At 71.7% G+C, this 22,319-nt stretch carries 23 protein-coding genes and 1 riboswitch; of the genes, 5 read left to right on the top strand and 18 right to left on the bottom strand.

Annotated elements, in window-relative coordinates:
• Window positions 1-115: 115 nt before the first annotated feature.
• Both QLQ83_RS08645 and QLQ83_RS08640 read left to right on the top strand, forming a co-directional pair.
• A complete protein-coding gene (locus QLQ83_RS08645) occupies window positions 116-1,546 on the top strand; it encodes a serine hydrolase (protein WP_411971121.1) in 1,431 nt (476 codons plus the stop codon).
• Between the two features lie 110 nt (window positions 1,547-1,656).
• Window positions 1,657-2,532, top strand: a complete 876-nt coding sequence (locus QLQ83_RS08640) for a DMT family transporter (RefSeq protein ID WP_282735116.1) — start codon at window positions 1,657-1,659, stop codon at window positions 2,530-2,532.
• 4 nt (window positions 2,533-2,536) lie between these two features.
• On the opposite strand, the gene thiE is transcribed toward QLQ83_RS08640, so the two are convergent.
• The 4 genes from thiE to dauA form a co-directional block, all read right to left on the bottom strand.
• Window positions 2,537-3,154, bottom strand: a complete 618-nt coding sequence (gene thiE / locus QLQ83_RS08635) for a thiamine phosphate synthase (protein WP_282735115.1) — start codon at window positions 3,152-3,154, stop codon at window positions 2,537-2,539.
• Window positions 3,144-3,950 carry a hydroxyethylthiazole kinase gene (thiM, locus tag QLQ83_RS08630; RefSeq protein WP_282735114.1) on the bottom strand — a complete coding sequence of 269 codons (807 nt, stop codon included), beginning with the start codon at window positions 3,948-3,950 and terminating at the stop codon, window positions 3,144-3,146. Before thiM ends, thiE begins: the two co-directional genes overlap by 11 nt.
• 37 nt (window positions 3,951-3,987) lie before the next feature.
• Window positions 3,988-4,088: riboswitch (TPP riboswitch) on the bottom strand.
• Between the two features lie 40 nt (window positions 4,089-4,128).
• The gene (locus QLQ83_RS08625) at window positions 4,129-4,407 is read right to left on the bottom strand and encodes a hypothetical protein (protein WP_282735113.1); all 279 of its coding nucleotides are present in this window, start codon (window positions 4,405-4,407) and stop codon (window positions 4,129-4,131) included.
• Between the two features lie 123 nt (window positions 4,408-4,530).
• A complete protein-coding gene (gene dauA, locus QLQ83_RS08620; RefSeq protein WP_282735112.1) occupies window positions 4,531-6,285 on the bottom strand; it encodes a C4-dicarboxylic acid transporter DauA in 1,755 nt (584 codons plus the stop codon).
• Window positions 6,286-6,478: 193 nt separating this feature from the next.
• Between dauA and QLQ83_RS08615 the strand changes: the two genes are divergently transcribed.
• Complete coding sequence (locus QLQ83_RS08615; RefSeq protein WP_282735111.1) at window positions 6,479-6,676, top strand: CopG family transcriptional regulator; 198 nt, start codon at window positions 6,479-6,481, stop codon at window positions 6,674-6,676.
• Window positions 6,677-6,766: 90 nt separating this feature from the next.
• On the opposite strand, the gene QLQ83_RS08610 is transcribed toward QLQ83_RS08615, so the two are convergent.
• The 9 genes from QLQ83_RS08610 to QLQ83_RS08570 all read right to left on the bottom strand — a co-directional run bounded on the left by QLQ83_RS08610 (window position 6,767) and on the right by QLQ83_RS08570 (window position 14,353).
• Window positions 6,767-8,152 carry an ATP-binding protein gene (locus tag QLQ83_RS08610; protein WP_326521403.1) on the bottom strand — a complete coding sequence of 462 codons (1,386 nt, stop codon included), beginning with the start codon at window positions 8,150-8,152 and terminating at the stop codon, window positions 6,767-6,769.
• Window positions 8,152-8,832 (bottom strand): response regulator, encoded by a 681-nt coding sequence (locus QLQ83_RS08605; protein WP_282735110.1) that lies wholly within the window; start codon window positions 8,830-8,832, stop codon window positions 8,152-8,154. Before QLQ83_RS08605 ends, QLQ83_RS08610 begins: the two co-directional genes overlap by 1 nt.
• A gap of 12 nt (window positions 8,833-8,844) precedes the next feature.
• Complete coding sequence (locus QLQ83_RS08600; RefSeq protein WP_282735109.1) at window positions 8,845-9,525, bottom strand: tetratricopeptide repeat protein; 681 nt, start codon at window positions 9,523-9,525, stop codon at window positions 8,845-8,847.
• Window positions 9,526-9,551: 26 nt separating this feature from the next.
• Window positions 9,552-10,409: an SDR family oxidoreductase gene (locus QLQ83_RS08595; protein ID WP_282735108.1), complete on the bottom strand. Its 858-nt coding sequence runs from the start codon at window positions 10,407-10,409 to the stop codon at window positions 9,552-9,554.
• Window positions 10,396-11,088, bottom strand: a complete 693-nt coding sequence (locus QLQ83_RS08590; protein WP_282735107.1) for a TenA family transcriptional regulator — start codon at window positions 11,086-11,088, stop codon at window positions 10,396-10,398. Before QLQ83_RS08590 ends, QLQ83_RS08595 begins: the two co-directional genes overlap by 14 nt.
• A complete protein-coding gene (locus QLQ83_RS08585) occupies window positions 11,085-12,545 on the bottom strand; it encodes an AMP-binding protein (protein ID WP_282735106.1) in 1,461 nt (486 codons plus the stop codon). The genes QLQ83_RS08590 and QLQ83_RS08585 overlap by 4 nt, the downstream gene beginning before the upstream one ends.
• On the bottom strand, window positions 12,529-13,203 hold the full coding sequence (locus QLQ83_RS08580; protein WP_282735105.1) for a thermostable hemolysin: 675 nt from the start codon (window positions 13,201-13,203) through the stop codon (window positions 12,529-12,531). The genes QLQ83_RS08585 and QLQ83_RS08580 overlap by 17 nt, the downstream gene beginning before the upstream one ends.
• A 232-nt stretch (window positions 13,204-13,435) precedes the next feature.
• A complete protein-coding gene (locus QLQ83_RS08575) occupies window positions 13,436-13,957 on the bottom strand; it encodes a C40 family peptidase (RefSeq protein WP_282735104.1) in 522 nt (173 codons plus the stop codon).
• A gap of 51 nt (window positions 13,958-14,008) precedes the next feature.
• Window positions 14,009-14,353, bottom strand: coding sequence for a hypothetical protein (locus QLQ83_RS08570; RefSeq protein ID WP_282735103.1), 345 nt, complete (start codon window positions 14,351-14,353; stop codon window positions 14,009-14,011).
• Between the two features lie 242 nt (window positions 14,354-14,595).
• Between QLQ83_RS08570 and gloA the strand changes: the two genes are divergently transcribed.
• Window positions 14,596-15,129, top strand: coding sequence for a lactoylglutathione lyase (gloA, locus tag QLQ83_RS08565; RefSeq protein WP_282735102.1), 534 nt, complete (start codon window positions 14,596-14,598; stop codon window positions 15,127-15,129).
• 102 nt (window positions 15,130-15,231) lie between these two features.
• Window positions 15,232-16,200 (top strand): ABC transporter substrate-binding protein, encoded by a 969-nt coding sequence (locus tag QLQ83_RS08560; RefSeq protein ID WP_282735101.1) that lies wholly within the window; start codon window positions 15,232-15,234, stop codon window positions 16,198-16,200.
• Window positions 16,201-16,288: 88 nt separating this feature from the next.
• Here the strand turns inward: QLQ83_RS08560 and QLQ83_RS08555 are convergent, their stop codons facing one another.
• From QLQ83_RS08555 to QLQ83_RS08535, 5 genes are all read right to left on the bottom strand, one after another.
• Window positions 16,289-17,026: a DODA-type extradiol aromatic ring-opening family dioxygenase gene (locus QLQ83_RS08555; RefSeq protein WP_282735100.1), complete on the bottom strand. Its 738-nt coding sequence runs from the start codon at window positions 17,024-17,026 to the stop codon at window positions 16,289-16,291.
• Between the two features lie 57 nt (window positions 17,027-17,083).
• The gene (locus QLQ83_RS08550; RefSeq protein ID WP_282735099.1) at window positions 17,084-17,506 is read right to left on the bottom strand and encodes a DoxX family protein; all 423 of its coding nucleotides are present in this window, start codon (window positions 17,504-17,506) and stop codon (window positions 17,084-17,086) included.
• Between the two features lie 92 nt (window positions 17,507-17,598).
• Window positions 17,599-18,513 carry a LysR family transcriptional regulator gene (locus tag QLQ83_RS08545; RefSeq protein ID WP_282735098.1) on the bottom strand — a complete coding sequence of 305 codons (915 nt, stop codon included), beginning with the start codon at window positions 18,511-18,513 and terminating at the stop codon, window positions 17,599-17,601.
• 25 nt (window positions 18,514-18,538) lie between these two features.
• The gene (locus QLQ83_RS08540; protein ID WP_282735097.1) at window positions 18,539-19,696 is read right to left on the bottom strand and encodes a lipocalin-like domain-containing protein; all 1,158 of its coding nucleotides are present in this window, start codon (window positions 19,694-19,696) and stop codon (window positions 18,539-18,541) included.
• Window positions 19,693-22,209, bottom strand: a complete 2,517-nt coding sequence (locus QLQ83_RS08535) for an ABC transporter permease (RefSeq protein WP_282735096.1) — start codon at window positions 22,207-22,209, stop codon at window positions 19,693-19,695. Before QLQ83_RS08535 ends, QLQ83_RS08540 begins: the two co-directional genes overlap by 4 nt.
• Window positions 22,210-22,319: the final 110 nt, after the last annotated feature.

Below are 22,319 nucleotides of genomic sequence, written 5' to 3'. Positions count from 1 at the left end.
GGACGAGATAATGCGGCGAAAAATCGGCAGAAAGTCCGCCCTCCGCCCTGTACAGCGCGCCACAGACGGCCATAATGGCTAGATGCAACGGTAACAAACCTCGAGGGAACGCGACATGGTGCCTATCACAACAAACAACCGGCGCCGGAGAGGGGGCATCTTTGTGCTGCTGGCCTGCCTGCTGCTGGCTACCTCGGCCGTCCAGGCCAATCCTCGCTATGCGGGTATCGTCATCGATGCCGACAGCCAGGAGATCCTCTACGCCGAGAATGCCGACAAGCTGCGCTATCCGGCCTCATTGACCAAGATGATGACGCTCTACCTGGTGTTCGAGGCCCTGGAGGAGGGCAGGCTGAGCTTGGCCCAGCCGCTGCCGGTCTCTTCCTATGCCGCCTCCAAGCCGGCCTCCAAGCTCTATGTGAAGGCCGGCTCGTCGATTCCCGTGGAGACCGCCATCCAGGCGCTAGTGATCAAGTCGGCCAACGATGTGGCCGTGGTGGTGGCCGAGGCCCTGGGCGGCAGCGAGACGCACTTTGCCCGCATGATGACCGACAAGGCTCGCGACCTGGGCATGCCGGACACCGTCTTCCGTAATCCCAACGGCCTGCCCGATGCCGGTCAGGTCACCACCGCACGTGACATGGTGGTGCTCTCCCGGCACCTGATGCGTGACTTCCCCCAGTACTACCCCTATTTCTCGCGGACGAGCTTTCCCTGGCGGGGCAAGACCATCACGGGCCACAACCGCCTGCTGAAGAACTATCCCGGTGCCGACGGCCTCAAGACCGGTTTCATCCGCGCCTCCGGCTTCAACGTGGCCACCTCGGCGGTGCGTGACGGCCGTCGCCTGCTCACCGTGGTGATGGGCGGCTTCTCCGCCGCCTCGCGGGACCTGCACACCGCCGAGCTGCTGGATCGCGGCTTCGTGCGGGCCTCGCTGGCAGATGGTCGCGGCTGGCTGGCCAGTGCCGACATCTCCGGTGGCCGGCTGATGCCGGGCGAGCCCCAGGCCCCGGGCCAGCCGGCCGGCGACCGGGTCCGCCTGGCCAGTCTCGGCACGCCATCCTCGGGCGCCGCGTCGCCGCCCGTGGCGTCGGCCTTCCCGCCGGCCCCGGCGGAGGAGCCGGTGGCGGCAGTGGATGCCCCGAGGCCGGCCGTGGTATCGCGAGTCGCCACCGTCGAGACGTCGGCCGCCACCACGACGGCGCGCCTGGAGCAGGGCTCGGCCGACGACCCGATCCGCGAGCTGATGGCCAGCACCCGTGCGTCGTCGGATCCCGTCCCGGGAAGCGCCGTCCAGCGCGGGGGCTGGGGCGTACAGGTCGGCGCCTTCAGCGATGCGGTCCATGCCCGCAACCTGGCGTCCCGTGCCGCCGACCAGTTGGCCAGTGAGCTGGCCGATGCCCGGATCGCCGTAGCCGATGCCAAGGATGCCGGCGTCTTTCGCGCCCGCCTGGTGGACATGAACGAGGGCCAGGCCCACACCGCCTGCCGTCGCCTGGTGGCCCAGGGCATGGAGTGCATGGTGGTCCAGGCCAGCCTCTGAAGGCTTGCCCTCCGGCACGTCACCGACTAGCGTAGTGATCTCCACCCACCCCGCCGGCCCCAGGCCGGCGGGGTGGCTTTTTGGGGTTCCGCCAGGGGAGGGCATTCGGCATGTCACCGTCATTCAAGGGCATCGGCTTCATGTGCCTGGGCGTGCTCTGCCTGGCCATCGGTGACGCCATCGCCAAGTGGCTGGGTGAGGTGCACTCGCCGCTGCAGATCATCTTCTTCCGTACCCTGGTCTCGCTGCCGCTGATCGCGGTGCTGGCCCGGTTCGGCGGCGGCCTGCGCAAGCTGCGTACCCGACGCCCCGGGATCCACCTGCTGCGCGGGCTGATCTACACCGGCACCATGTTCTGCTTCGTGCTGGGCCTGACCCTGCTGCCGCTGGCCGAGGCCACCGCCATCGCCTTCGTGGCACCGCTGTTCGTCACCCTGCTCTCGGTGCCGCTGCTGGGCGAGCGCATCGAGGGGCCGGTGCTGGCGGCCTCGCTGGTGGGCTTCGTTGGGGTGCTGATCGTGGTGCGTCCCGGCGGCGAGGCCTTCGACCCCGGCGCCCTGGCGCTGATCGGGGCGGCGGCCTTCTATGCGCTGATGATGATCACCGCGCGGCGCTGGGGCGGCACCGAGCACCTCTGGGCGATGGTCTTCTACATGACTCTGGTGCCTTTCGTGGTGACCGCCATGGCGTTGCCCTGGGTGTGGCAGACGCCCCACCCCTGGCACTGGCTGGCCTTCGCGGGATCGGGCCTCTTCGGGGTGGGCGCCACGGCCTTCATCACCATGGCCTTCCGCCATGCCCCGGCGGCCATCGCCGCGCCCTTCGACTACACCGCCATGCTCTGGGCGGTGCTGCTGGGCTGGTGGTTCTGGGGCGAGATGCCGGATCTCTGGGTGTTCGTCGGCAGCATCCTGATCATCGGCAGTGGCCTGGCGATCGCCTACCACGAGCGACGCACCACCCTGAAGCGTCGTCCGACCTCCTGACGCCTCAGCGCGGGGAACGGAAGGCCCGCGCGGCGGCCTCGGGGTCGGGGGTGCCGCAGATCGCCGAGATCACCGCCAGGCCGCGGGCACCGGCGTCCCGCGTCGCGGCCACGTGCTCGGCCTTGAGGCCGCCGATGGCCACGCTCGGCAGGGGGCTGGCGGCCACCAGGGCAGCCAGGCCCTCGAAGCCCAGCGGCGCGGCGTGGTCGTGCTTGCTGGGGGTGGCGAAGACCGGGCCCAGCCCCAGGTAGTCCAGCGGCGCCGGGTCGAGGCGGGCGAGCTGGTCATGGGTCTGGACCGAGAGCCCGAGGATCGCCTCCGGGCCCAGCGCCGCGCGGGCTCTGGCCACGTCGCCGTCGTCCTGCCCGATGTGCAGGCCGTCGGCGCCGGCGGCCAGGGCCACCTCCAGCCGGTCATTGATGATCAGCGGCACACCGGTGCCGTAAAGTGCGGCCTTCAGGCGACGCGCCTGGTCGATCAGTTCGACGTCGCTGGCGTGCTTGTCGCGCAGCTGTACCACCGTCACGCCGCCGCGCACCGCCGCCATCACGGTCTCCACCAGCCCAGGGCCCGCGCAGAGCCCGCGGTCGGTGACGAGATACAGCGAGAGATCAAGGCGCATCGTCCACCTCCAGTCGGGCCCGTTCGGTCAGGGCCTCGCCCTCCAGGTGAAAGAGGGCGTCGAGGAAGGCCACCGCGAAGCTGCCCGGGCCATTTGCCAGTTCGCCGGCCAGTTCGCCGGCCACGGCGTAGCAGGCAAGCGCCGCCACCGTCGCCTCGAAGGGGTCATCGGCGCCGGCCAGGAAGGCCGCCACCACCCCCGTCAGCGCGCAGCCCAGGGTGGTGACCCTGGGCATCAGCGGGTGGCCGCCCCTGAGTCGGGCGACCCGTCGGCCATCGGTGACCAGGTCCACCTCGCCGGTCACCGCGACCACGCCATCCGTCTGGCGGGCCAGCCGGCGGGCGGCGTCGAGGGCCGCCTCGGCAGGGTCGGTGCTGTCCACGCCGCGCCCGCCGCCGGCCTGCCCCGCCAGGGCGATGATCTCCGAGGCATTCCCCCGGATCACGTCCGGCGACAGCGCCAGCAGTCGCGCCCCGGTCTCGCGGCGATAGCGCGTGGCGCCCACCGCCACCGGGTCCAGCACCCAGGGACGCCCCGTCTCCCCGGCGGCCAGGGCGGAGGCCTCCATGGCATCGACCCAGTGGGGCGAGAGGGTGCCGATATTGATCGTCAGGGCGCCGGCCAGCGCGGTGAACTCGGCGGCCTCCTCGCGGGCATGGACCATGGCCGGCGAGGCGCCGATGGCCAGCAGCACGTTGGCCATGCTGTTCATGGCCACATGGTTGGTGATGTTGTGGACCAGCGGGCTGGTCTCGCGCACCCGGGCCAGGTGCGCGGCGGGATCGATGGCAAGCATGGGGCCTCCCCGGCGCGGGAGGTGCGGCTCGGCGCAGGGCCGGGGCCACACGACTCCCTCCGCCGGCATTATCCGGGTCAGGTTCCGAGGGTGCGTCTCAGCCGTGGCGATGTCGCCGCGGCGCCCCTGTCGTCAGGCTCCACTATCCCTGCCCGCTCCCTGGCTGTAAAGGCCGGGTTCAGGCCAGCAGGTGGAAGCCGGAGAGGGTGATCAGGCTGGCCAGGGTCAGGCTGTACAGGGCGTCGAGGGTGTCCGACTGTAGGGCCGGGCTCGGCCACAGCCGGGCCAGGGCCGCGGCACCCAGGCCGATCAGTCCCAGCGGCAGCTCCACCGCTGCCCAGTCGGCGAGCAGCACGCCCGTAGCCAGCAGCAGCCAGCCGGCCACCACCAGCAGGCCGGCTCGACGAGCGCTCGCCAGGTGTTCCGCTGCGGGGGTATCACGCGTGACAGTCCCCATGGTGTCGCCTCCTCGTGGTTCGATGGACGGGGACCTGTTCCCCGTTCACCAGACGCTAGAGGAGCCGTCTTAAGGTCCGCTTAAGGCGCGATGGCCGTTGCGTGTCAGTGGCATAGTGGATCTTCAGGCAGTACGGGCGAGCCAGCGCAGGGCTACCTTCCGGGCGTGGGCCAGTTCCCGGCACCACGTCAGCTGGCCGGCCGTGCGGCGGATGCCCGCACGGCGCAGCTTGACGAGGATGCGCGCCGGCAGGCCGACCAGCACCAGCGCGACCCCCTGGCGATGCATCTCGTCGACCAGGGCCTGGAGGGCCACGATGGCGGTGCCATCCATGCTCGGCACGTCATGCATGTCGAGGATGACGACCCGCACCTTCGGGTCCACCAGGTGCAGCGAGGTGAGCGCCTTCTCGGCGGCGCCGAAGAACAGCGGGCCATCGATGTCGTAGAGGGCGATCTCGGCGGGCAGCTCGTCGATGCTGGCATGCGACCCGTTGTCGACCCGCTGGGTCTGGGTCAGCAGCGACATGCGCCGGATGAAGAGGGCAGCTGCCAGCCCGATGCCCACGGCCACCGCCAGCACCATGTCGAAGAGCACGGTCAGGGTAAAACAGGTCAACAGGATGGCCACGTCCCCCGGTGGGGCAGAGCGCAGGGTGTGCAGGAAGTGGCGGGCCTCGCCCATGTTCCAGGCGACGATGAACAGCAGCGCCGCCAGCGCGGCCATCGGCACCAGCCCCAGCAGGCCGGCCAGCGCGACCACCGCCAGCAGCACCACCAGCGAGTGCACCACCGCCGCGATCGGCGAACGGGCACCGCTGCGGATGTTGGTGGCGGTACGGGCGATGGCAGCCGTGGCGGTGATGCCGCCGAACAGCGGCGCGACGATATTGCCAAGCCCCTGGCCGATCAGCTCGGCGTTGGGGTCATGCCGGGTCCGGGTCAGCCCGTCGGAGACCACCGCGCACAGCAGCGACTCGATCGCCCCCAGCATGGCGATGGCGAAGGCGGGACCCAGCAGGGCGCGAATCAGTTCGAAGTCCAGTGCCAGGGGTTCGCCATCCGCGCCGGGCAGTCGCCAGGGGGCCACGAGACTCGGCGCGATCGGGGGAATGCCGCTGCCCGTCTCGCCCTGTGCCTCCCAGGTGAAGCGCGAGGCGATGGTCTCCACCAGATTCCCCGTGCTCGGGTCGCCGATCCCGTGGTTGACCGCATAGGCCGCCACCGCGCCGACCACCAGCCCGATCAGGGGCGCCGGAATCGGCAGATGCAGGCGCGGCCAGAACAGCATGACCCCCAGGGTGAAGGCTCCGATCCCCAGCTCCAGTGGCTCCAGGCTCGGCAGCGAGGCGGCGATCCGTCCCAGGTTCTCGACGAAGTGCTCGCCCAACTGGCCGACCTGAAGGCCCAGGAAGTCAGGCACCTGGAGGACCGCGATCACCACCGCGATCCCCGCCGTGAAGCCCAGCACCACCGGATAGGGCACGTACTGGATGAGGCGTCCCATGCCGGTGAGGCCCAGCGCCACCAGGATCACGCCGGCCATCATCGAGGCGATCAGCAGGCCGCCCAGGCCGTACTGCTGGACGATCGGGAAGAGGATGACGACGAAGGCCGCCGTGGGGCCCGAGACATTGAAGCGTGAACCGCCGGTCAGCGCGATGATGGCGCCGGCGACGATCGCCGTGTAGAGCCCGTGCTGGGGAGGCACGCCGGTGGCGATCGCCAGGGCCATGGAGAGCGGCACGGCCACGGTGCCGATGGTCAGCCCGGCCAGGACGTCGCGGCGCAGGTCGTCCAGCCCGTAGCCGTCTCGCCAGGCCGCGCGCAGGCCGGTGGCGATACCGGGAAGTCGCGGGGACGGTCGGTGGCGTGCCATGCGCGGGGTCTCCTCGTTGCGGGATCACCCGCCCCTGGATGAGCCAGTGGCCGCATCCACCCTGGGCGGTGACCCGGTTGCTTATGTGAATGACATTAACATGTCGTTAGTATTATCGACAAACGTGTTCCCGGCATTGCCCCGCCCGGCAGCGCGCATTAACATTTAATGATAATGCTTCCGGAGAATCGCGATGGAAAAGAAGACGGCACGCCTGACCCTGCTGATCGACCCGCACAAGAAGCGGGCCTTCGAGCAGCTGTGTGCGGCCCAGGACCTGACCCCTTCCCAGGTGGTGCGACAGCTGATCCGCGACTACCTGCGCGACCATGGCGTGGAGTACGAGACGCGCCCCGACCTGGCCAGCCGGGACGCGACGGGACGGGAGTGAGGGCCAAACCCCGGGCGGGTGGGTGGCAGCGGCTGCGGGGCCCCGGTCCTGCTTGTCCGGCAGGCCCGACGCCGGCTGGCGGGGAGGCGGTCAGGCCACCTGCTGCGTGCGCGGCAGCAGGACGGACACCCTGAGCCCGCCGCCCGGGGCGTCGTCGAGCCGCAGGTGGCCGCCGTGGCGCTGCAGCAGCCGGTCGACGATGGAGAGCCCCAGGCCGGCGCCGGCGCCCGGACCGGCACGGTGGAAGCGTTCAATGACCTGGGGGCGTTGCTCAGCCGGGATGCCGGGGCCCTGGTCGTCGATCACCAGGGTCAGGGTGTCCTTGCCGGCCACCAGCCCGACCGTGACGGTGCCTCCCTCGGGGGAGTGCTGCAGCGCATTGCCGGCCAGGTTCTGGATCAGGGTGTCGATCGCGCCGGGCTCGACCGCGAGCGCCCAGTCGGCGGCCTCGTCGGCCTCCAGCTGCAGCTCGATGCCGCGTTCCGCGGCCAATGGCGAGAGCTTGGCCAGCGCCTCGCGCACCTCGAGCAGCAGGTCGGCGGGCTGGCCGGACAGCGGCGACTCCCCCTCCGGGTCCAGGCGGGCCAGGGCGAGCAGCTGGGTGACCAGGCGAGTGCTCCGGGCCACGCCGTCGAGCAGCTTGTCCAGCGCTTCGCGGCGGTCCGCCGGGTCCTCGGCGGCCAGGGCGTTCTGGGCGTGCAGATCGAGCACCGCCAGCGGCGTGCGCAGCTCGTGGGCGGCGTCGGCGATGAAGCGCTTCTCGCGCACCCGCAGCGCGCGGATGCGCTCGAGCAGGCGGTTCAGGGCGCCGGCAATGGTCTCCAGCTCCCGCGGCAGCCGGTGGAGGATCAAGGGCTGCAGGGTGTGGGGATCGCGGTGGCGGATCTGCTCGGCCATCCGCGACAGCGGCCGCAGCCCCCAGCCGATTGCCCACCACAGCAGCAGGGCCAGCACGGGGAGTCCCAGCAGGTCCGGCATCAGGGTGCGCAGGGCGATCAGGGTCACCAGCTCGCCGCGCACGTCCTCGCGCTCGCCCACCATCACGCGACGCTCCTCCTCGGGTGTGCTCAGCGCATAGACCCGCCAGTCATGGTCCTCCAGGCGGGTGTCCTGGTAGCCCTCGGCGAGCGCCGTGAGCGGCTGCTGCGGCGCACTGGCCGAGCGCAGCAGCAGGCGGTCGTCTTCCCACAGCTGGAAGGCGAGCTTGCTCTCGTAGCGGTGGCCGGCGATGCGCTGGTCGGCCTGCTCGGCGCGTTGCAGGGCGCTGTCCAGGCTGGCCAGCAGGGCCTCGCGCTGCTCGGCGGCCAGCGGGGCGCGCATCAGCCCCTCCAGCAGCCGGGCGTTCTGGGCCAGGTTGGCATCGAACAGCTCCTCCACCTCGTGGGCGGCATCGCGGTAGCTGGTCAGGCCGATCACCAGCATGCTGAGGCCGAAGACCAGCAGCACCACGCCGAGGGTGCGTCGACGGATCGACATCAGCCCGTCCTGTCCGGCACGGGGCTGTCCAGCACGTAGCCGATGCCGCGCAGGGTGCGGATCAGCTCGGGAAAGAACTTGCGCCGCAGGTGGTGCACGTGCACCTCGATGGCATTGCTCTCCACCTCCTCGTCCCAGCCGTAGACCAGCCGGGTCAGGGTGTCGCGGGTGAACACCCGGCCCGGGTGGGCAAGGAACTCCTGGAGCAGGGAGAACTCGCGCCGCGAGAGCGACACCGGCTCGCCGCGGTAGCTGACGCTATGGGTGGCGGGATCGAGGCGGATGCCGCGGGCCTCCAGCACGCTGCTGGCCTGCCCCTGGCTGCGGCGCAGCAGGGCTCTCAGCCGGGCCTTCAGCTCCGCGACCTGGAAGGGCTTGACCAGGTAGTCGTCGGCACCGGCATCCAGGCCCGCGATGCGGTCGTCGATGCCGTCCCTGGCGGTCAGCACCAGCACCGGCACGCGGTTGCCGCGCCGACGCGTCGCCTCCAGCACCCGCATGCCGTCGAGCCCGGGGAGGCCGAGGTCGAGGATCACCGCATCGAAGGGCTCGTTGCCCTTGAGGGCGGCCAGGGCCTGCCGGCCATCGGCCAGCAGGTCCACGGTGTAGTGCTCCGGCTTGAGGGCCAGGCGGATGCCCGCCGCCAGGCTGGGGTCGTCCTCTACCAGCAGGATGCGCATGGGGGGGGCGGGTCACTCCTTCAGTTGGGCCAGCAGGCGACGCACTTCCTGGCGGCGGCCGGCATCGGCGAGTTCGCGGCCGGGACGGGGCGGTGCCTGCAGCGCCTTCTCCAGGGCCTGGCGCGCCTCGCCGTCGCGGCCCTGCTGGTGCAGATAGTCGCCCCAGAAGTAGAGGCTGTCGAGTCCGTCGGGGTTGATCGAGAGGGACCGCTTGAGGTGCCACTCCGCCTTGTCGTCGTTGCCGAAGGCCATCGGCCAGCCGGGGACCTGGTAGTAGAGGGCGCCGAGGCTGGTGTAGGCCGAGCCGTCCAGTGCCAGGGGATCGAGCGCCAGGGCGGTCTCCAGCTCCGCGCGGGCCTGCTTGACCAGCTTCAGGGCACCCAGGCCGCCGCTGGCGCCGGCCTGGGTGGAGTGCACGATGCCGGCCCAGACGTGCAGCTCGGCCGCATCGGGGTGGGCCTCGAGCAGGCGGTTGGCCTCGGCAGCCAGGGCGGCATAGGCGTCCGCCTGCTGTGTCTCGGGCAGTTCGTAGCGGATCTCGGCCCAGCGCTGCTGCAGCCGGGCGAGCGGCTCGGCGATCTCGGCCTCCATGGCCATCAGCCCGGTGGCCGGCAGGCAGGCCAGGGCGGTGGCCAGCAGGGTCACGGCCAGGTGACCTCTCACGGTCGGTGTCTTGCTGTCGTGTCGTGTCATGGCGGAAGTCCTCCTGTCGGGACGCGTCAGGGCGTGTCGCGGTGAGCGGCTTCGCCGGGCGTGGCGACGAAGCAGCGGATGACCGGCAGCTGGCGCGCCAGGGCCCGATCGACGAGGCTCGGCAGCAGGCTGTTGAGCCGCGTGAAGAGCCGCTCGGGTCGGCCCAACTGGGTCTCCTCGCGGCCACGCTCGATGGCGCGGCGCACCGTGCAGGCCACCCGGGCGGGGGTGTCCATGGTGTTGCCGAGTGCCTGGTTCATCGCCTCCACCTCAGGGGCATTCATGGCGGTGCGGGTGGCCCGGGGGGCGACGTGCAGCACCCGCACGCGGGTATCGGCGAGCTCCCGGCGCAGGGCCTGGCTGAAGCCGCGCAGGGCGAACTTGGTGGCGCAGTAGCCGACCTGCCCGGGGTAGCCGATGGTGCCGAAGGTCGAGCCCAGGTTGACCAACCAGCCATGCCGCGCCGCCAGCAGCATCGGCATCAGCGCCCGGGTCAGCTGCAGGGTGGCGGTGAGGTTGAGGGTGACCAGGCCCTCGAGCTCCTCGTCGCTGCAGGACTCGAACAGCCCTACTCGGTTCACCCCGGCGGCATTGACCAGCATGGTGCAGCCTGCCGTGGCGGCGGCCCCGACCAGTGCGGCTCGGTCCCCGGGGCGGGTCAGGTCGGCGGCCAGGGCCGTCACTTGGCCCGGGTGGCGGGCGACGAGGGCCTCGAGGGCCTCGCCTCGGCGTCCCGTGACCAGCAGCGTCGCGCCCGCGGCGGCGAACTCGTCCACCAGGGCCTGGCCGATGCCGCCGCTGGCGCCGGTGAGCAGGATCCGCTGGGCGGGCCAGCCCCCCTCCGGCAGGGCTGGGCTGCGAGACCAACCGTCAGGCCAGCGCATCGGAGAGCTCCCGGGTGGCGCTGCCACCGGCACAGCGGGCCTCGACGCCGCGGAACATGGCGCCGTAGAGGCGATAGACCGTCTTCGCGGTGTCGATCACCGCCGCCAGGTCGTCGGCCTCGAGGCGATTCACCAGCCCCTCGAAGAAGGCCAGGTGGCCGATGTCCAGGCTGCCGTGGGAGGTCAGATAGCGCACCGCGTCGTCGGGCAGGCCGAGGCTCGCCTGCAGGCGTTCTGCGGCCTGGGTGGCCAGTGCCGTGCTGGTGCCTTCGAGCACCTGGACCATGCCGAAGAAGGCCACCGGGTTGCCGTGGGTGATCTCGTCGCGCACCGCCGCCACCATCAGCCGGGTGGCAGGGTCCGCCGGCCGCGCGGCGGCCGCTTCGGGGTCGCCGCCGGCGGCGCGAATGTCGTCGAGGATCCACTGCTCGTGGCCATGCTCCTCCTCGATGTACTCCACCAGGGCGTCGCGCAGCCAGCCCAGCCGGTCCGGCAGGCGGGCGCCGCAGGCCATCATCAGCGGCACCGTGAAGCGCACGTGGTGATAGGCCTGGCCGAGGAAGGCCAGGTACTCGCTGCGGCTCACCTCGCCGGCCAGGGCGCGGGTCAGCAGCGGTGTGGAAAGCAGCCAGTCGCGCTCGGCGCGGGTGGCGGCCTGGAGGTGCTGGTAGGGGGTCATGGGGTCACTCCTTGGGCGGGATGGGGCCGGCCGGCGAGGAGCCAGTCGCGGTAGCGGCCATGGATTGCGTCGCGGCGCAGGCGGCCATTGGCCGTCAGCTGATGGTTCTCCGGCGTGAAGGGCGCGCAGCGTCGCCACTCCTGCACGCGGGCATAGTCGGGAAGGCCGGCATTGGCGGCGGCAACCGCCGCCGCCAGTCGGTCGTCATCGAGGTCGGGCGCGGCGGGGACGATCAGCGCCCGGTTCCCGGCCAGGGCCTCGCCGAAGGCCAGCGCCTGGGCGATGGCCGGCCGGGCGCAGAGCTCGCCCTCCACCCACTGGGGGTCGACGTTGCGGCCATAGGCGGTGATGAAGACCTCCCGGCGGCGGCCGTCGAGTGCCAGGGCCTCGCCGGCCCAGTGGCCCAGGTCGCCGCTGGGGTGCCAGTCGCCGGCGGCCGGTTCGCCCAGGTAGCCGAGCATGGTGGCCCCCCGGACCTGCACCTCGCCGTCGGCGGCCAGGCGGACCCGGGCATGGGGCAGCGGTCGGCCCACGCCACCGGCCGCCTCGCCGGGCCGGTTGAGGCACACCACCGAGGCGCACTCCGAGAGCCCGTAGCCCTCGAAGACCGGCCAGCCGACGTCCCGTGCACTCTCGAGCAGGGTGGCCGCCACCCGGGCGCCGCCCACGGCGACGAAGCGCAGGCTCTCCGGGGCCTCGGGGCTCGCCGCCACCAGGGCCTGGAGCAGCTGGGGCACCAGGATCAGGCTGTGCGGGCGGAAGGCCTCGAGGGCCGCCAGGGCCCGGCGAGGGTCGAAGCCGCTCGCCCCCTGCCAGCCCAGCTCGGCGACCGCGGGCAGGCAGGCGGTGGCGCCCAGCCACAGCGGGACGTAGAGGCCGCCGATGTTCTCGAGCAGGGTCGCCAGCGGCAGCATCGCCAGGTGACGTTCGATACCGAGCGGTTCGACCACCGTGGCGAGGCTCTCGGCCACCGTCAGCGGGGCGAGGCCGTCGAGGCAGACGCCCTTGGGGGTGCCGCTGGTCCCGGAAGTGAAGGTGATGCGGGTGGTGCCGGCATGCAGGGCCGGACGCGAGGCCACCCGCCGGGTGGCGATGGACGGGTCCGGTGTGGCGGAGAAGCCGAGCGCCTCGGCACCGGGGCCGATCCAGGCGTCCAGGCCGGCGCTCGCCACCAGGTGACGGCGCTGGGCGTCGCTGAAGAAGGCGGGCACCGGCACCGCGACCCGTCCGTCCCGCAGCAGGGCCAGGTCCCACAGGGCCCAGTCGATGCCGTTGTCCAGGGCCAGGGCCACCCGCTCTGCTCCGGCGGCGGCCAGGCGTTGCCGTCGGGCCTCGACCTCGGCTGGCAGCTCGGCGAAGGTGACTCGGCGGTGGCCGTCGTCCAGGGCCGGTCGCTCGGGGCCATCGGTGGCGTGGCGGGCCAGCCGCTCGAGGAGGGCCTCAGGCGAGCCGGGCATCGGTCACCTCCGCCGGGTCTGCGAGCGGCAGCAGGCCGCGGTCGACGAGGTCCCGAAGGGCCCGGCGCAGGTCGCCGGCCATCACCCAGGGGTGGCGGTCGTAGTAGCGCCCCCACTCGGCCTGGCCGGCCCCCAGGCGGGCCGGGTCGGCGGGCATCAGCGGGTGGAGCTCGAGCCCCAGCCGTCGGATGCCGTTATGGACCTCGGGCGTGGCGGTGAACAGCAGCCAGGCGATGCCCTCCGCCGCCAGCTGCTCCACCAGGTGGAGGTAGAGCGGACGCTGCAGGCCCGGCCGCTGGCTCGCCAGGTTGCCGATCTCGGCGATCTCGTCGCGGGACGTCGCCCGGCCGAGGCGGCGGGATAGGAAGGTCTCGGCGCTGTCGTCCAGGTAGTGCTCCTGGAACAGTGGCCCTCTGGCGGCGGCGCGCATGCCCACCGCCGCCACGGGGGTGTCGGCCTGCCAGAGCCCGAAGAGGCGCGGCAGGAAGTGGCCGATGTGGGCACCGTGCTCGGCGGCGAAGCGGCGGCGCACGAGCTGTTCCAGGCGGCGTCGCTCGCGCCAGTGGTGGGCCTCGCGCCAGGCCAGCGGTGGCGGGCACAGGCCCAGCGGCGGCTGCCGGCACGGCGCGGGGGAGGGCAGGGGGGCGGGGCGTCGCATCGGGGCGTCTCCATGACGTTTCCCCGATACTCTGGTCCCGGCAACTTAACGCCCGCTTAAGGGAACGGGATAAACCTCGGTCCCGCCGATTCAGGCGCGGATATAGGCCCAGCCCTCGGCCGTCATCTCGCACCGCCGGGCGCCGGCAGGACCGGCATATCGCCTGCCTGAGGCGGGTAGTATGGTCATGGGTGGGGGACTGACTGGCGGGTCATCCCTCGAGGGCAGAGCGTCAGGGCGCGGGCGCGGCGGCACCCAGGAAGCGCTCCTGCCAGTAGTCCAGCGCCAGGGCGGTGGTGGTGACCCGGCGGCCCCGCCCCGGGGCATGGATCATCTCGCCCTCGCCCAGGTAGATGCCCACGTGGCTTGGCTTGCGCCCCCCGGCAGTGGCGAAGAACAGCAGGTCGCCGGGGCGCGCCTCGTCGACCCGCGGCAGGGCCTCGAACTGCTCCCGGGAGGTGCGGGGCACGCGGATGCCGGCTCGGGAGTAGGCCCGCTGCACCAGTCCCGAGCAGTCCATGCCGCGCTCGGTGGTGCCGCCCAGGCGGTAGGGGGTGCCCAGGGCGCGCCTGGCCTCGGCGAGGATCAGCGCCCGGTCGATGGAGAGACCGCCGGGCGCGTCGCGGGTGGCGAGTTCCCTGCCCGCGCAGCCGGCCAGCAGGGCGGCCAGCAGCATCATGAGCAGCAGGCGAGAGCCGGCCATCGGAAGGGCATGGCCGAGCGACTGGTGGGGCAGGGCGGGTGTCTCGGGCATCTTCGGCTCACTCACGGGCGGTCATGCCGTCAGCCTACCCCCGGCGGCGCATCAGCGAAAGGCGATGCGTGTGCCGCTGGCGAGCATCTCGTCCGGCGAGAGGGCATGGCCCGGCACGCCGATCATCTCGTCGCCGCACTGGTCGCCCCAGGTCAGCACCCCGTGGGTCAGGCCGATGCCGCCGAGCAGGTCGCGGATCTCGCCGGTGCCGAGGAAGGTGCGGGTATGCCCCTGGCTGTCGGACAGCTCCGAGACGTCATTGGCGTGATGGAAACGCACCGTATAGATGCCATCCATCGACTCGACCTCGACGATCGGCGTGAGGCCATGGGCGACGGCATTGGCGATCTGCTTGAGGGTGACATGGTCACCCAATTGATAGGCCGGGATGGACATGGGGCTGCCTCGTGGGGGATATGGATGTACAACTAGTGTAGAAGGCGTTTCACCCATATCAAGCACGTTTCATGTGACGGTTGCCGGCGTCGTGGCGGTAAATGCAATATGTGTATATGTCTTATAAAGGGAGTGGCGGCCTGCGCTGCCAGGCGAGATCCGTCCGGCGGGGTGGAAAAGCGCGCCAGCCGCCCTCACGTCAACGGCACATTGACCATCCACCCCTGTGAGAAGGAGTCACCATGAGCTTCCAGGGAGAACAGCATCCCGGCGTCCAGGCGCCCACCGCCGACAGCGAGGGCTTTCGCCTCAACCACACCATGCTGCGGGTCAAGGACCCGGAGAGGGCCCTGGCCTTCTATACCCGCGTCTTCGGCATGCGGGTACTGCGTCGGCTCGACTTCGAGGAGATGCAGTTCTCGCTCTACTTCCTGGCGCGGCCGGAAGCCGGCGAGCGCGTTCCGGAGGAGAGCGGGGAACGCACCGTCTGGACCTTCAGCCAGCGCGGCGTGCTCGAACTGACCCACAACTGGGGCACCGAGGCGCAGCGGGATTTCGCCTACCATGACGGCAACGCCGACCCCCAGGGCTTCGGCCATATCTGCTTCAGCGTGCCGGACCTCGAGGCCGCCCAGGCCTGGTTCGACGCCAACGACGTGACCTTCGTCAAGCGCGGTGACCAGGGCAAGATGAAGGACGTGGTGTTCGTCAAGGACGCCGATGGCTACTGGATCGAGGTCGTGCAGGCCGACCGCCTCGGCCAGATGGGCGACTGATCCCTCTCGGTGTTCCCGGCGGGGCGGTCTTTGCCTTAAACGGCGCCGGCGGATAAGGTCTCGGCCATGTTCGTTCATGGCATGACCTGCCAAGGAGACCCGATGAAAGCGCTGAATCGTCCCGTGACCCTAGCCCTGGCCGGTGCCCTGCTGGCCGCCCCGCTGGCCTGGAGCTCCGCTGCCCTGGCCGAGGAGCCCGAACAGGTGCGCTTCTCCGTGCCCGCCTGGCCCGGCGTGACCGTCAAGACCGCCCTGGCCGCCCAACTGCTGGATGCCCTGGGCTATCAGACCCGCCAGCAGGAACTGGGCTCCACCATCACCTACGAGGCCCTCACCCAGCGCGAACTGGATGCCTTCCTCGCCGCCTGGCTGCCCGCCCAGCAGTCGATGTTCGACGCCACCATGGAGAAGGGCCTCATCGTCGATCTCGGCAACAACGTCGAGGGCGCCCGACTGGGCTTCGCGGTGCCGAGCTATGTCTACGACGCCGGCGTGACCTCCGCCGAGGACCTGGCCGACGAGGAGATCGCCGAGAAGCTCGGGCGCACCGTCTACTCCATCGAGGTCGGCTCCGGCATGAGCGACACCCTCAACGAGGCCGTCGAAAACGACACCTATGGCCTGGGTGACTGGGACCTCTCCGAGACCTCCACGCCGGGCATGCTCAGCGCGGTGGACGCGGCCATCAACCGCGAGGAGTGGATCGTCTTCGCCGGCTGGACGCCCCACTGGATGAACATCGAGTATGACGTCGAGTACCTGACCGACACCCAGGACATGTGGGGCCCGGACGGCGGGCGCAGCGACGTGCGCACCCTGGTGACCAGCGATTTCGCCGAGGCCGCCCCCAACGCTACCCGGCTGCTCGACCGGCTCAGCTTCACGGCCGATGACCAGAGCGCGATGATCCGCGGCTTCAGCTACGAGGAGCGCGAACCCGAGGCGGTGGCGCTGGACTGGATCCGTGCCAACCCCGGCAAGGTGCAGGCCTTCCTCGAGGGGGTCACCACCCGCGACGGCGAGCCGGGCTGGCCGGCCGTGCAGCAGGTGCTGGAGGTCCCCGACGCCTGATCCTGCCGCGATGCATGACACGACGAGGCCGCCCCACGGGGCGGCCTCGCTCATGTGTGGCGTGGCGACTCACCTGGCGCCGCTGTCCTCAAGCGAAGGCATAGAGGTCCATGGCCAGCACGCCGTGCTCCACGCTGTGGTGCAGCCGCTTGCCCGGCCCGCCGGCCCCCATGGCCACCAGCAGCGGCTGGAAGTGCTCCGCGGTGGGGTGGTTGCGCCGCGCCTGTGGCGCGCGCTGCCAGTCGAGCAGGGCGGCCCGGTCATCGGCGTCCAGCCGGGCATGGACCCAGTCGGCGAACTCGCCGACCCAGTCCGGCATCGGCGCCTCCAGGGCCTGCATTTCCGCCAGGTTGTGGGTCAGGCTGCCCGAGCCGATCACCAGGATGCCCTCCTCGCGCAGCGCGGCCAGCTTCTCGCCCAGCGCCACCAGCTCGGCGTTCGACCACTCCACCGGCAGCGACAGCGAGACCACCGGGATTTCGGCGTCGGGATACATCAACGACAGCGGCACCCAGGCGCCGTGGTCCAGGCCGCGCTCGGTGGGCACGGCGTTGAGCTCGCGGGCCAGGCGCATCGCCAGCGCCGGTTCACCCGGGGCGGGGTACTGGCACTCGAAGAGTGCCTGGGGGAAGCCGCCGAAGTCGTGGATGGTCTCGGGACGCGCGGTGGTGCTGATCCGCAGCTGTCGGCTGGCCCAGTGGGCCGAGACCACCAGGATGGCCGTAGGTGTCAGCTCGCGGCCCAGCCGGCGCAGGAAGTCGTGGGCCGGCCCGGGGGTCAGCGCCAGCATCGGCGAACCATGGGAAATGAACAGGCTGGGAAGCATCTCGGTTCTCCTCCGGTGGACGGGCGCCGGCCCTGAGGGGGCGGCGAGGTCGATGGGTCAGGCGAGGCGGCGGTTGACGGTCAGGCTGCCACTGCCCAGGCCGGCCTGGACCAGCAGGGCGATGGCCCAGAATACCGGGAACTCCCAGCCGCCGCCCTCGTTGGAGAAGACCCAGCCGTTGCCGAGGTGGACCCAGGCGGCGCCGATCAGCACCGGCACCAGGGCCAGGCTCACCCAGCGGGTGAAGAGGCCGAGGATCAGCGCCATGCCGCCGCCCACTTCGGCGAGGATGGTCAGGTAGGCGAGGCCGCCTGGCAGGCCCAGCGACTCGAAGTAGCCCACGGTGCCGGGCACGGTGAAGAGGAAGACCTTCATCAGCCCGTGGGCCAGGGTCATGACGCCGAGCGCAATGCGCAGCAGGGCGATGGCGTGGGGCTGCAGGGACTCGGTGCGGTTCGTGGCAAGGGCCTGGGTGGTCATGGTCGCAATCTCCGTCGGGGGGTTGGTGTGCGTTGATGCTGCTCACTCTACTCGCGGCCCATCAGAAGATAATCTGGCCTAGATGAAAATCATTATTGCGTAAACGGCGACAATTCCATCTCCCGCTCCCAGGTCGGCGGGTCTCCCCAGGCCTCGGCCAGGAAGTCGAGGAAGCGCTCGATCTTGGCCGGCAGGTGGCGGCGGGCCGGGAACACCCCATGGATCCCCAGCGTCACCGGCGGCTCATCGGCCAGGATGGGAACCAGCCGCCCGCGGCGGATGCTCTCGGCGACCAGGAAGCTCGGCTGGTGGATGATGCCGAGCCCGGCCTCGGCGGCCAGGGTCAGGACATCGCCATTGTTGCTGTCCAGCGGCCCCTGCACGGCCAGGCGCCGGCCCCCGAGCTGCCACTCGGTGCCACCGCCGGTGCGATAGCGCAGGCAGCGATGCTCGGCCAGTGCCTCCAGGTCCCCGGGCTCCCCGTGGGTGGCCAGGTAGCCGGGCGAGGCGCACAGCAGCAGCCGGCAGCGCGTGAGCCGGCGGGCCACCAGGCTCGAGTCCGGCAGCGCACCGATGCGGATCGCCAGGTCATAGCCCTCCTCGAGCAGGTCCACGCGACGGTCGTTGAGGTCCAGGCGCACGTCCAGGTCGGGGTGCTCGACCATGAAGCGGGCGACCTGGGGCGCCAGGTGGCGGGTGCCGAAGCTCATCGGACCGTTGAGCCGCAGGCGGCCTCGCACCTCGACGCGGCCTGCGCCGACCTCGGCCTCGGCGTCCTCCAGGGCCTGCAGGATGCCCTGGGCCCGCGCCAGGTAGCGCTCACCCGCCTCGGTCAGGTGCAGTCGCCGGGTGGTGCGCTGGATCAGGCGTACCTCGAGGTGGGCCTCCAGCTGCATGACCAGCCGCGACACCCGGGTTCTCGACAGCTCCAGGGCCTCCGCGGCCCGGGTATAGCTGCCCAGTTCGGCGACACGGACGAAGGCGGTGATGGCATCCAGCAGCGGCATGGCGGTCCTCCCGGTCGTCATCGGCTCAGTAGCCGGTCATCTCGAGATAGCCCTCGCCGAGCGTTTCACCGCTTTCTCGATCGAGAGCGATCACCTCGCCCTCCCAGTAGCTTACCGTGGTGGCCATCCAGCGATCGGCGTGGGGCGCCTCGATCACCAGATCGAGATCCTGGTCCGGGACCTGTAGCCGCCAGCGGGTAGGCAGCTCCCGGCCGGCCACGGTCGACGTGGCCAGGGGCGTCAATTCCAACTCACCCGGCGTCAGGGCGCGGGTCTCGCCTGCTGGGCTGATCCAGGTACCGGCCCGATAGTTGCCGCCGGCCTTCCCGGTACCACGAACCTGCGCTGCCGCTACTTTGTCGCCACTTTCCAGGTGCAGCGAGACCCAATCCCATCCTTGCTGGTGACCCTCGAGAATCTGGCTTGTCCACTCGCGGTCAAGCCAGGCGCGGCCCGTCACCTGGTGGGACTTGCCGTCCAGGGTGACCTCGCCGCTGACCCGGTAGAAGGGCTGGCTGACGTAGATCGAGCCCTGGCCGTCGGCGGACTTCTGGCTGAAGCCGTTCTCGCCGTGTCGCACCAGGGGCCCCTCGGCCGAAAGCGAGAGCCGGTAGCCGAAGCGCGCGCCGTCATGCTCGGCCGTGGCGACGAGTTCAAGCTCTGACAGGGCATCCCGGTCGCTGTGCCCGACGCGGCTGACCATCGACCAGTCGTCGAGCCAGGCACGGAAGGGGACCGCGGTGACGCCCGCCGGGTCCCGCTCGGGGTCGCTTTCCCGCGAGCCACCCCGGGCGAAGCGTTCGGCCACCCGATGCGTCGCTCCCCGGGAGACGGCCATGTGGGCCATCCACAGCTGGTCGGCGGCCCAGGGCCCGGGCGCTTCGGGGCGCTCGGCGGGAGGCAGCTGGGCCTGGCGGAACAGGGTCCACTGCACGCCCAGCGGCTCGCCGCCGGAATCTTCCAGGTTGGCGGTCAGGTACCACCACTCCAGGCGGTAGTCGGGATGGGGGCCGTGGTCCTCGGGAAAGCGCAGACGGGTGCCGGGTGTGGCCTGCCGGAAGCCGCCGGCCTCAGCGCCGAGTCCCGCGAAGCCCTGGGACGGGGCAGGGGGCGTCTCGTCCTCGCAGCCCGCCAGCAGTGTGGCAAGCAGTGCCACCAGCAGGCAGGTCAGCCAGCGCCTCATGTCGCCTCCTCCTCGGCCAGCAGGGTGCGGGGTGGGGTGCGCCAGAGGGTCAGGGCCGGCAGGGCCGCCGCTAGCAGCGCCACCCCCAGGGCCGTGGCCAGGGTCAGCGCGATCTCGGCGGGGAAGACATGCAGCGGCAGGCGCCAGCCGAAGGCGGCCACGTTGATCACCGCCACCAAGCAGGCGGTGATGGCGATGCCCAGCGGCACGGCGGCCAGTCCCGTGGCCAGCGCCGCCCCGCCCAACTGGGTCAGCTGGATGCCGGCCAGGCGCCCCCGGGTCACCCCCAGCGCCCAGAGCGGCGCCAGCCGGCGGCGGCGTTCCCGGGCCTGGGCCAGCAGGCTGGCGAGCAGGGCCAGGGCTGCCACGGCCAGGGTCAGGGCGTTGAGGGCCCGAGTGATGGCGAAGGTGCGCTCGAAGATCTCGGTGGAGAGCGCCTTGATCTCACGCTGGTCGCGCAGGGCCTCGCGGCCCAGCGCGAAGCGGGCGGCGAGCGCCCGGGAGAGCGTCTCGGCCTGGCGCTCCCTCGGCGGGTCCGTGTCGGCGAGCACGATGCCCAGCGACCCCGGCGCGGCGGCGAAGCGTTCCCGCAGCGCAGCCGTGGCCAGCAGCACCTCGCCGCGGGGGTTGCCGTAGTCGGGGTAGATGGCGGCCACCGTCACTCGCTGGTGGCCGCCCGGCGAGCGCAGCACCAGCCGGTCCCCGGGGGCGATGCCCCGGCCGAGGGCCAGCTGCTCGTTGATGAAGGCCTCTCCCTCCTCGAGGGCGCGCCAGGCCGCGTCCCGCCCGGCCCGCGTCTCGAGCAGCGGCCAGGTCGGGGTGAGCCGGGCGCCCGGGGTGATGCCGAACAGCGTCACCGGCACCTCCAGGCTGCGTTGGTCGCCCCCGGCCTGCACCTCGAGCAGGGTCGACTCGGCGTCGGCGGTGGGCAGCAGCTCGGCGACCTCGTCGCGTTCGACCAGCCAGGCCTGCACCGCGTCGAACTGTCCGGCCGGCGGGCGCAGGTAGAGGTCGGCGGTCAGCCGCTGGTCCAGCCAGTCGAGGAAGGTGAGGCGAAAGCCGCCGACCATGCTGCCCACCCCCAGGTTGGCGGAGAGCGCGATCAGCAGCGCCATCATGGCCAGCGAGAGGCGCGGCAGCTGGAGCTGTAGGTCGGCCAGCGCCCACTGGGTCAGGGGGCGGCGCCGGGCGAGCCGGCCCAGGCCGGAAAGCCCGGCCGCCAGCAGTGGCGACAGCCAGAGGGCGCAGGCCAGCATCATCGCCCCCACCAGCACGAAGCCGGCGACCAGCCCCTCGCCGGCGGGCTGCGCGGCCAGCCAGGCCCACATCGCCAGGGCCAGCAGGGCGGCCAGGGTGCCGGCGATGGCCTGGCCACGCAGCTGGCGCTGGAAGCCGGCGCGCCACGCCTGGGCCTGGCCGAGCCCCAGCACGCCGAGCCGTGCGGCCCGCCACAGGATGCCGCTGCCGGCGACGAAGAGCCCGCCCAGGGTCACGCCGAGCCCGCCCAGCCAGTAGTGCCAGGGCAGGCGCAGCTGCGTGCCCACTGCGGCGCCGTAGAGGCTCTGCAGCGTGGCCGCCACGTCCGGCAGCAGGGCACGGGCCAGCCAGACGCCGCTGGCAATGCCCGCCAGGGCGCCGATGACGCCCAGCAGGACCAGCTCGAGCGCCAGCAGGGCGACCAGGGTGCGCCCCGGCACGCCCAGGGCACGCAGGGTGCGCAGCAGTCCCAGGCGCTGCTCCAGCGCCAGCCCCAGCGCCGCCTGGACGATGAAGAGCCCGACGATCAGCGCCAGCAGCGCCATGGCGCTGAGGTTGAGGTGGAAGCTCGCGGTGAGCTCGCCGGGGTCGACCAGGGTGTCCGCACGGCCGAGCCGGTAGCCCTCGGGAGCCGTCTCCAGCGCGCCGGCCGCCGCCACCAGCCGGCTGACCGCGGTGCCACGCTCCAGCAGTCGGGCCGCGACGGCGATGTCCACCACCAGGGTGTCCGGCGGCAGCGCCGGGGCGAGGACCAGCGGCGGTAGCCGATGGCCATTGGCCAGAGACGGCTCGGTGCCCGGGGCCGCCTGCCGCTCGAGCCCCAGCCGCGGGGCGGTATCCGGGGCCAGCCGGGTCTGCCAGGGCGGGGTGAAGAAGGCCGTGAGCTCGCCGCGGCTGCCCCCCGTGGCGAAGGCGCTGTCGCCGGGCAGTGTCAGCGGGTCGATGCCGATCACCGTCAGCCGCTCGCCTCGCGATGTCACCACCGTGCCTTCCAGCAGCGGCGAGACCGGCAGGCCCTGGCGGCGCAGGGACACGAAGTCCGCACGGACGAGGGGCTCGCCGTCGCGGCGCTCCAGGCGGTCCAGGCCGGTGGTGAAGAGCGCCTCGGCCCTGTCGTAGCTGTCCCGGGCCGAGGCGTTGATCGCCTGCACGCCACTCCACAGCGCGCCGGCCACCCAGAGGCCGAGCAGCAGCATGGCGAGCTGGCCGGGGTGACGGCGATAGTGGGAGAGCAGGGTCAGCAGGGCGGTGAGCATGGGGGCACGTGGGTGGCGAGCGAGCGGGGCCGTGTGCCCCTGGTGCCGGTATCGTCTCATACCAGCGACGGGGCGGGGAGTTCGGGCATCCGGCAACACCCGCCGAGTCG

Source organism: Halomonas rhizosphaerae (assembly GCF_030010555.1).
GTDB classification, from domain to species: Bacteria; Pseudomonadota; Gammaproteobacteria; order Pseudomonadales; family Halomonadaceae; genus Halomonas; species Halomonas rhizosphaerae.
This window is presented reverse-complemented; position numbering and strand designations above follow the sequence as displayed.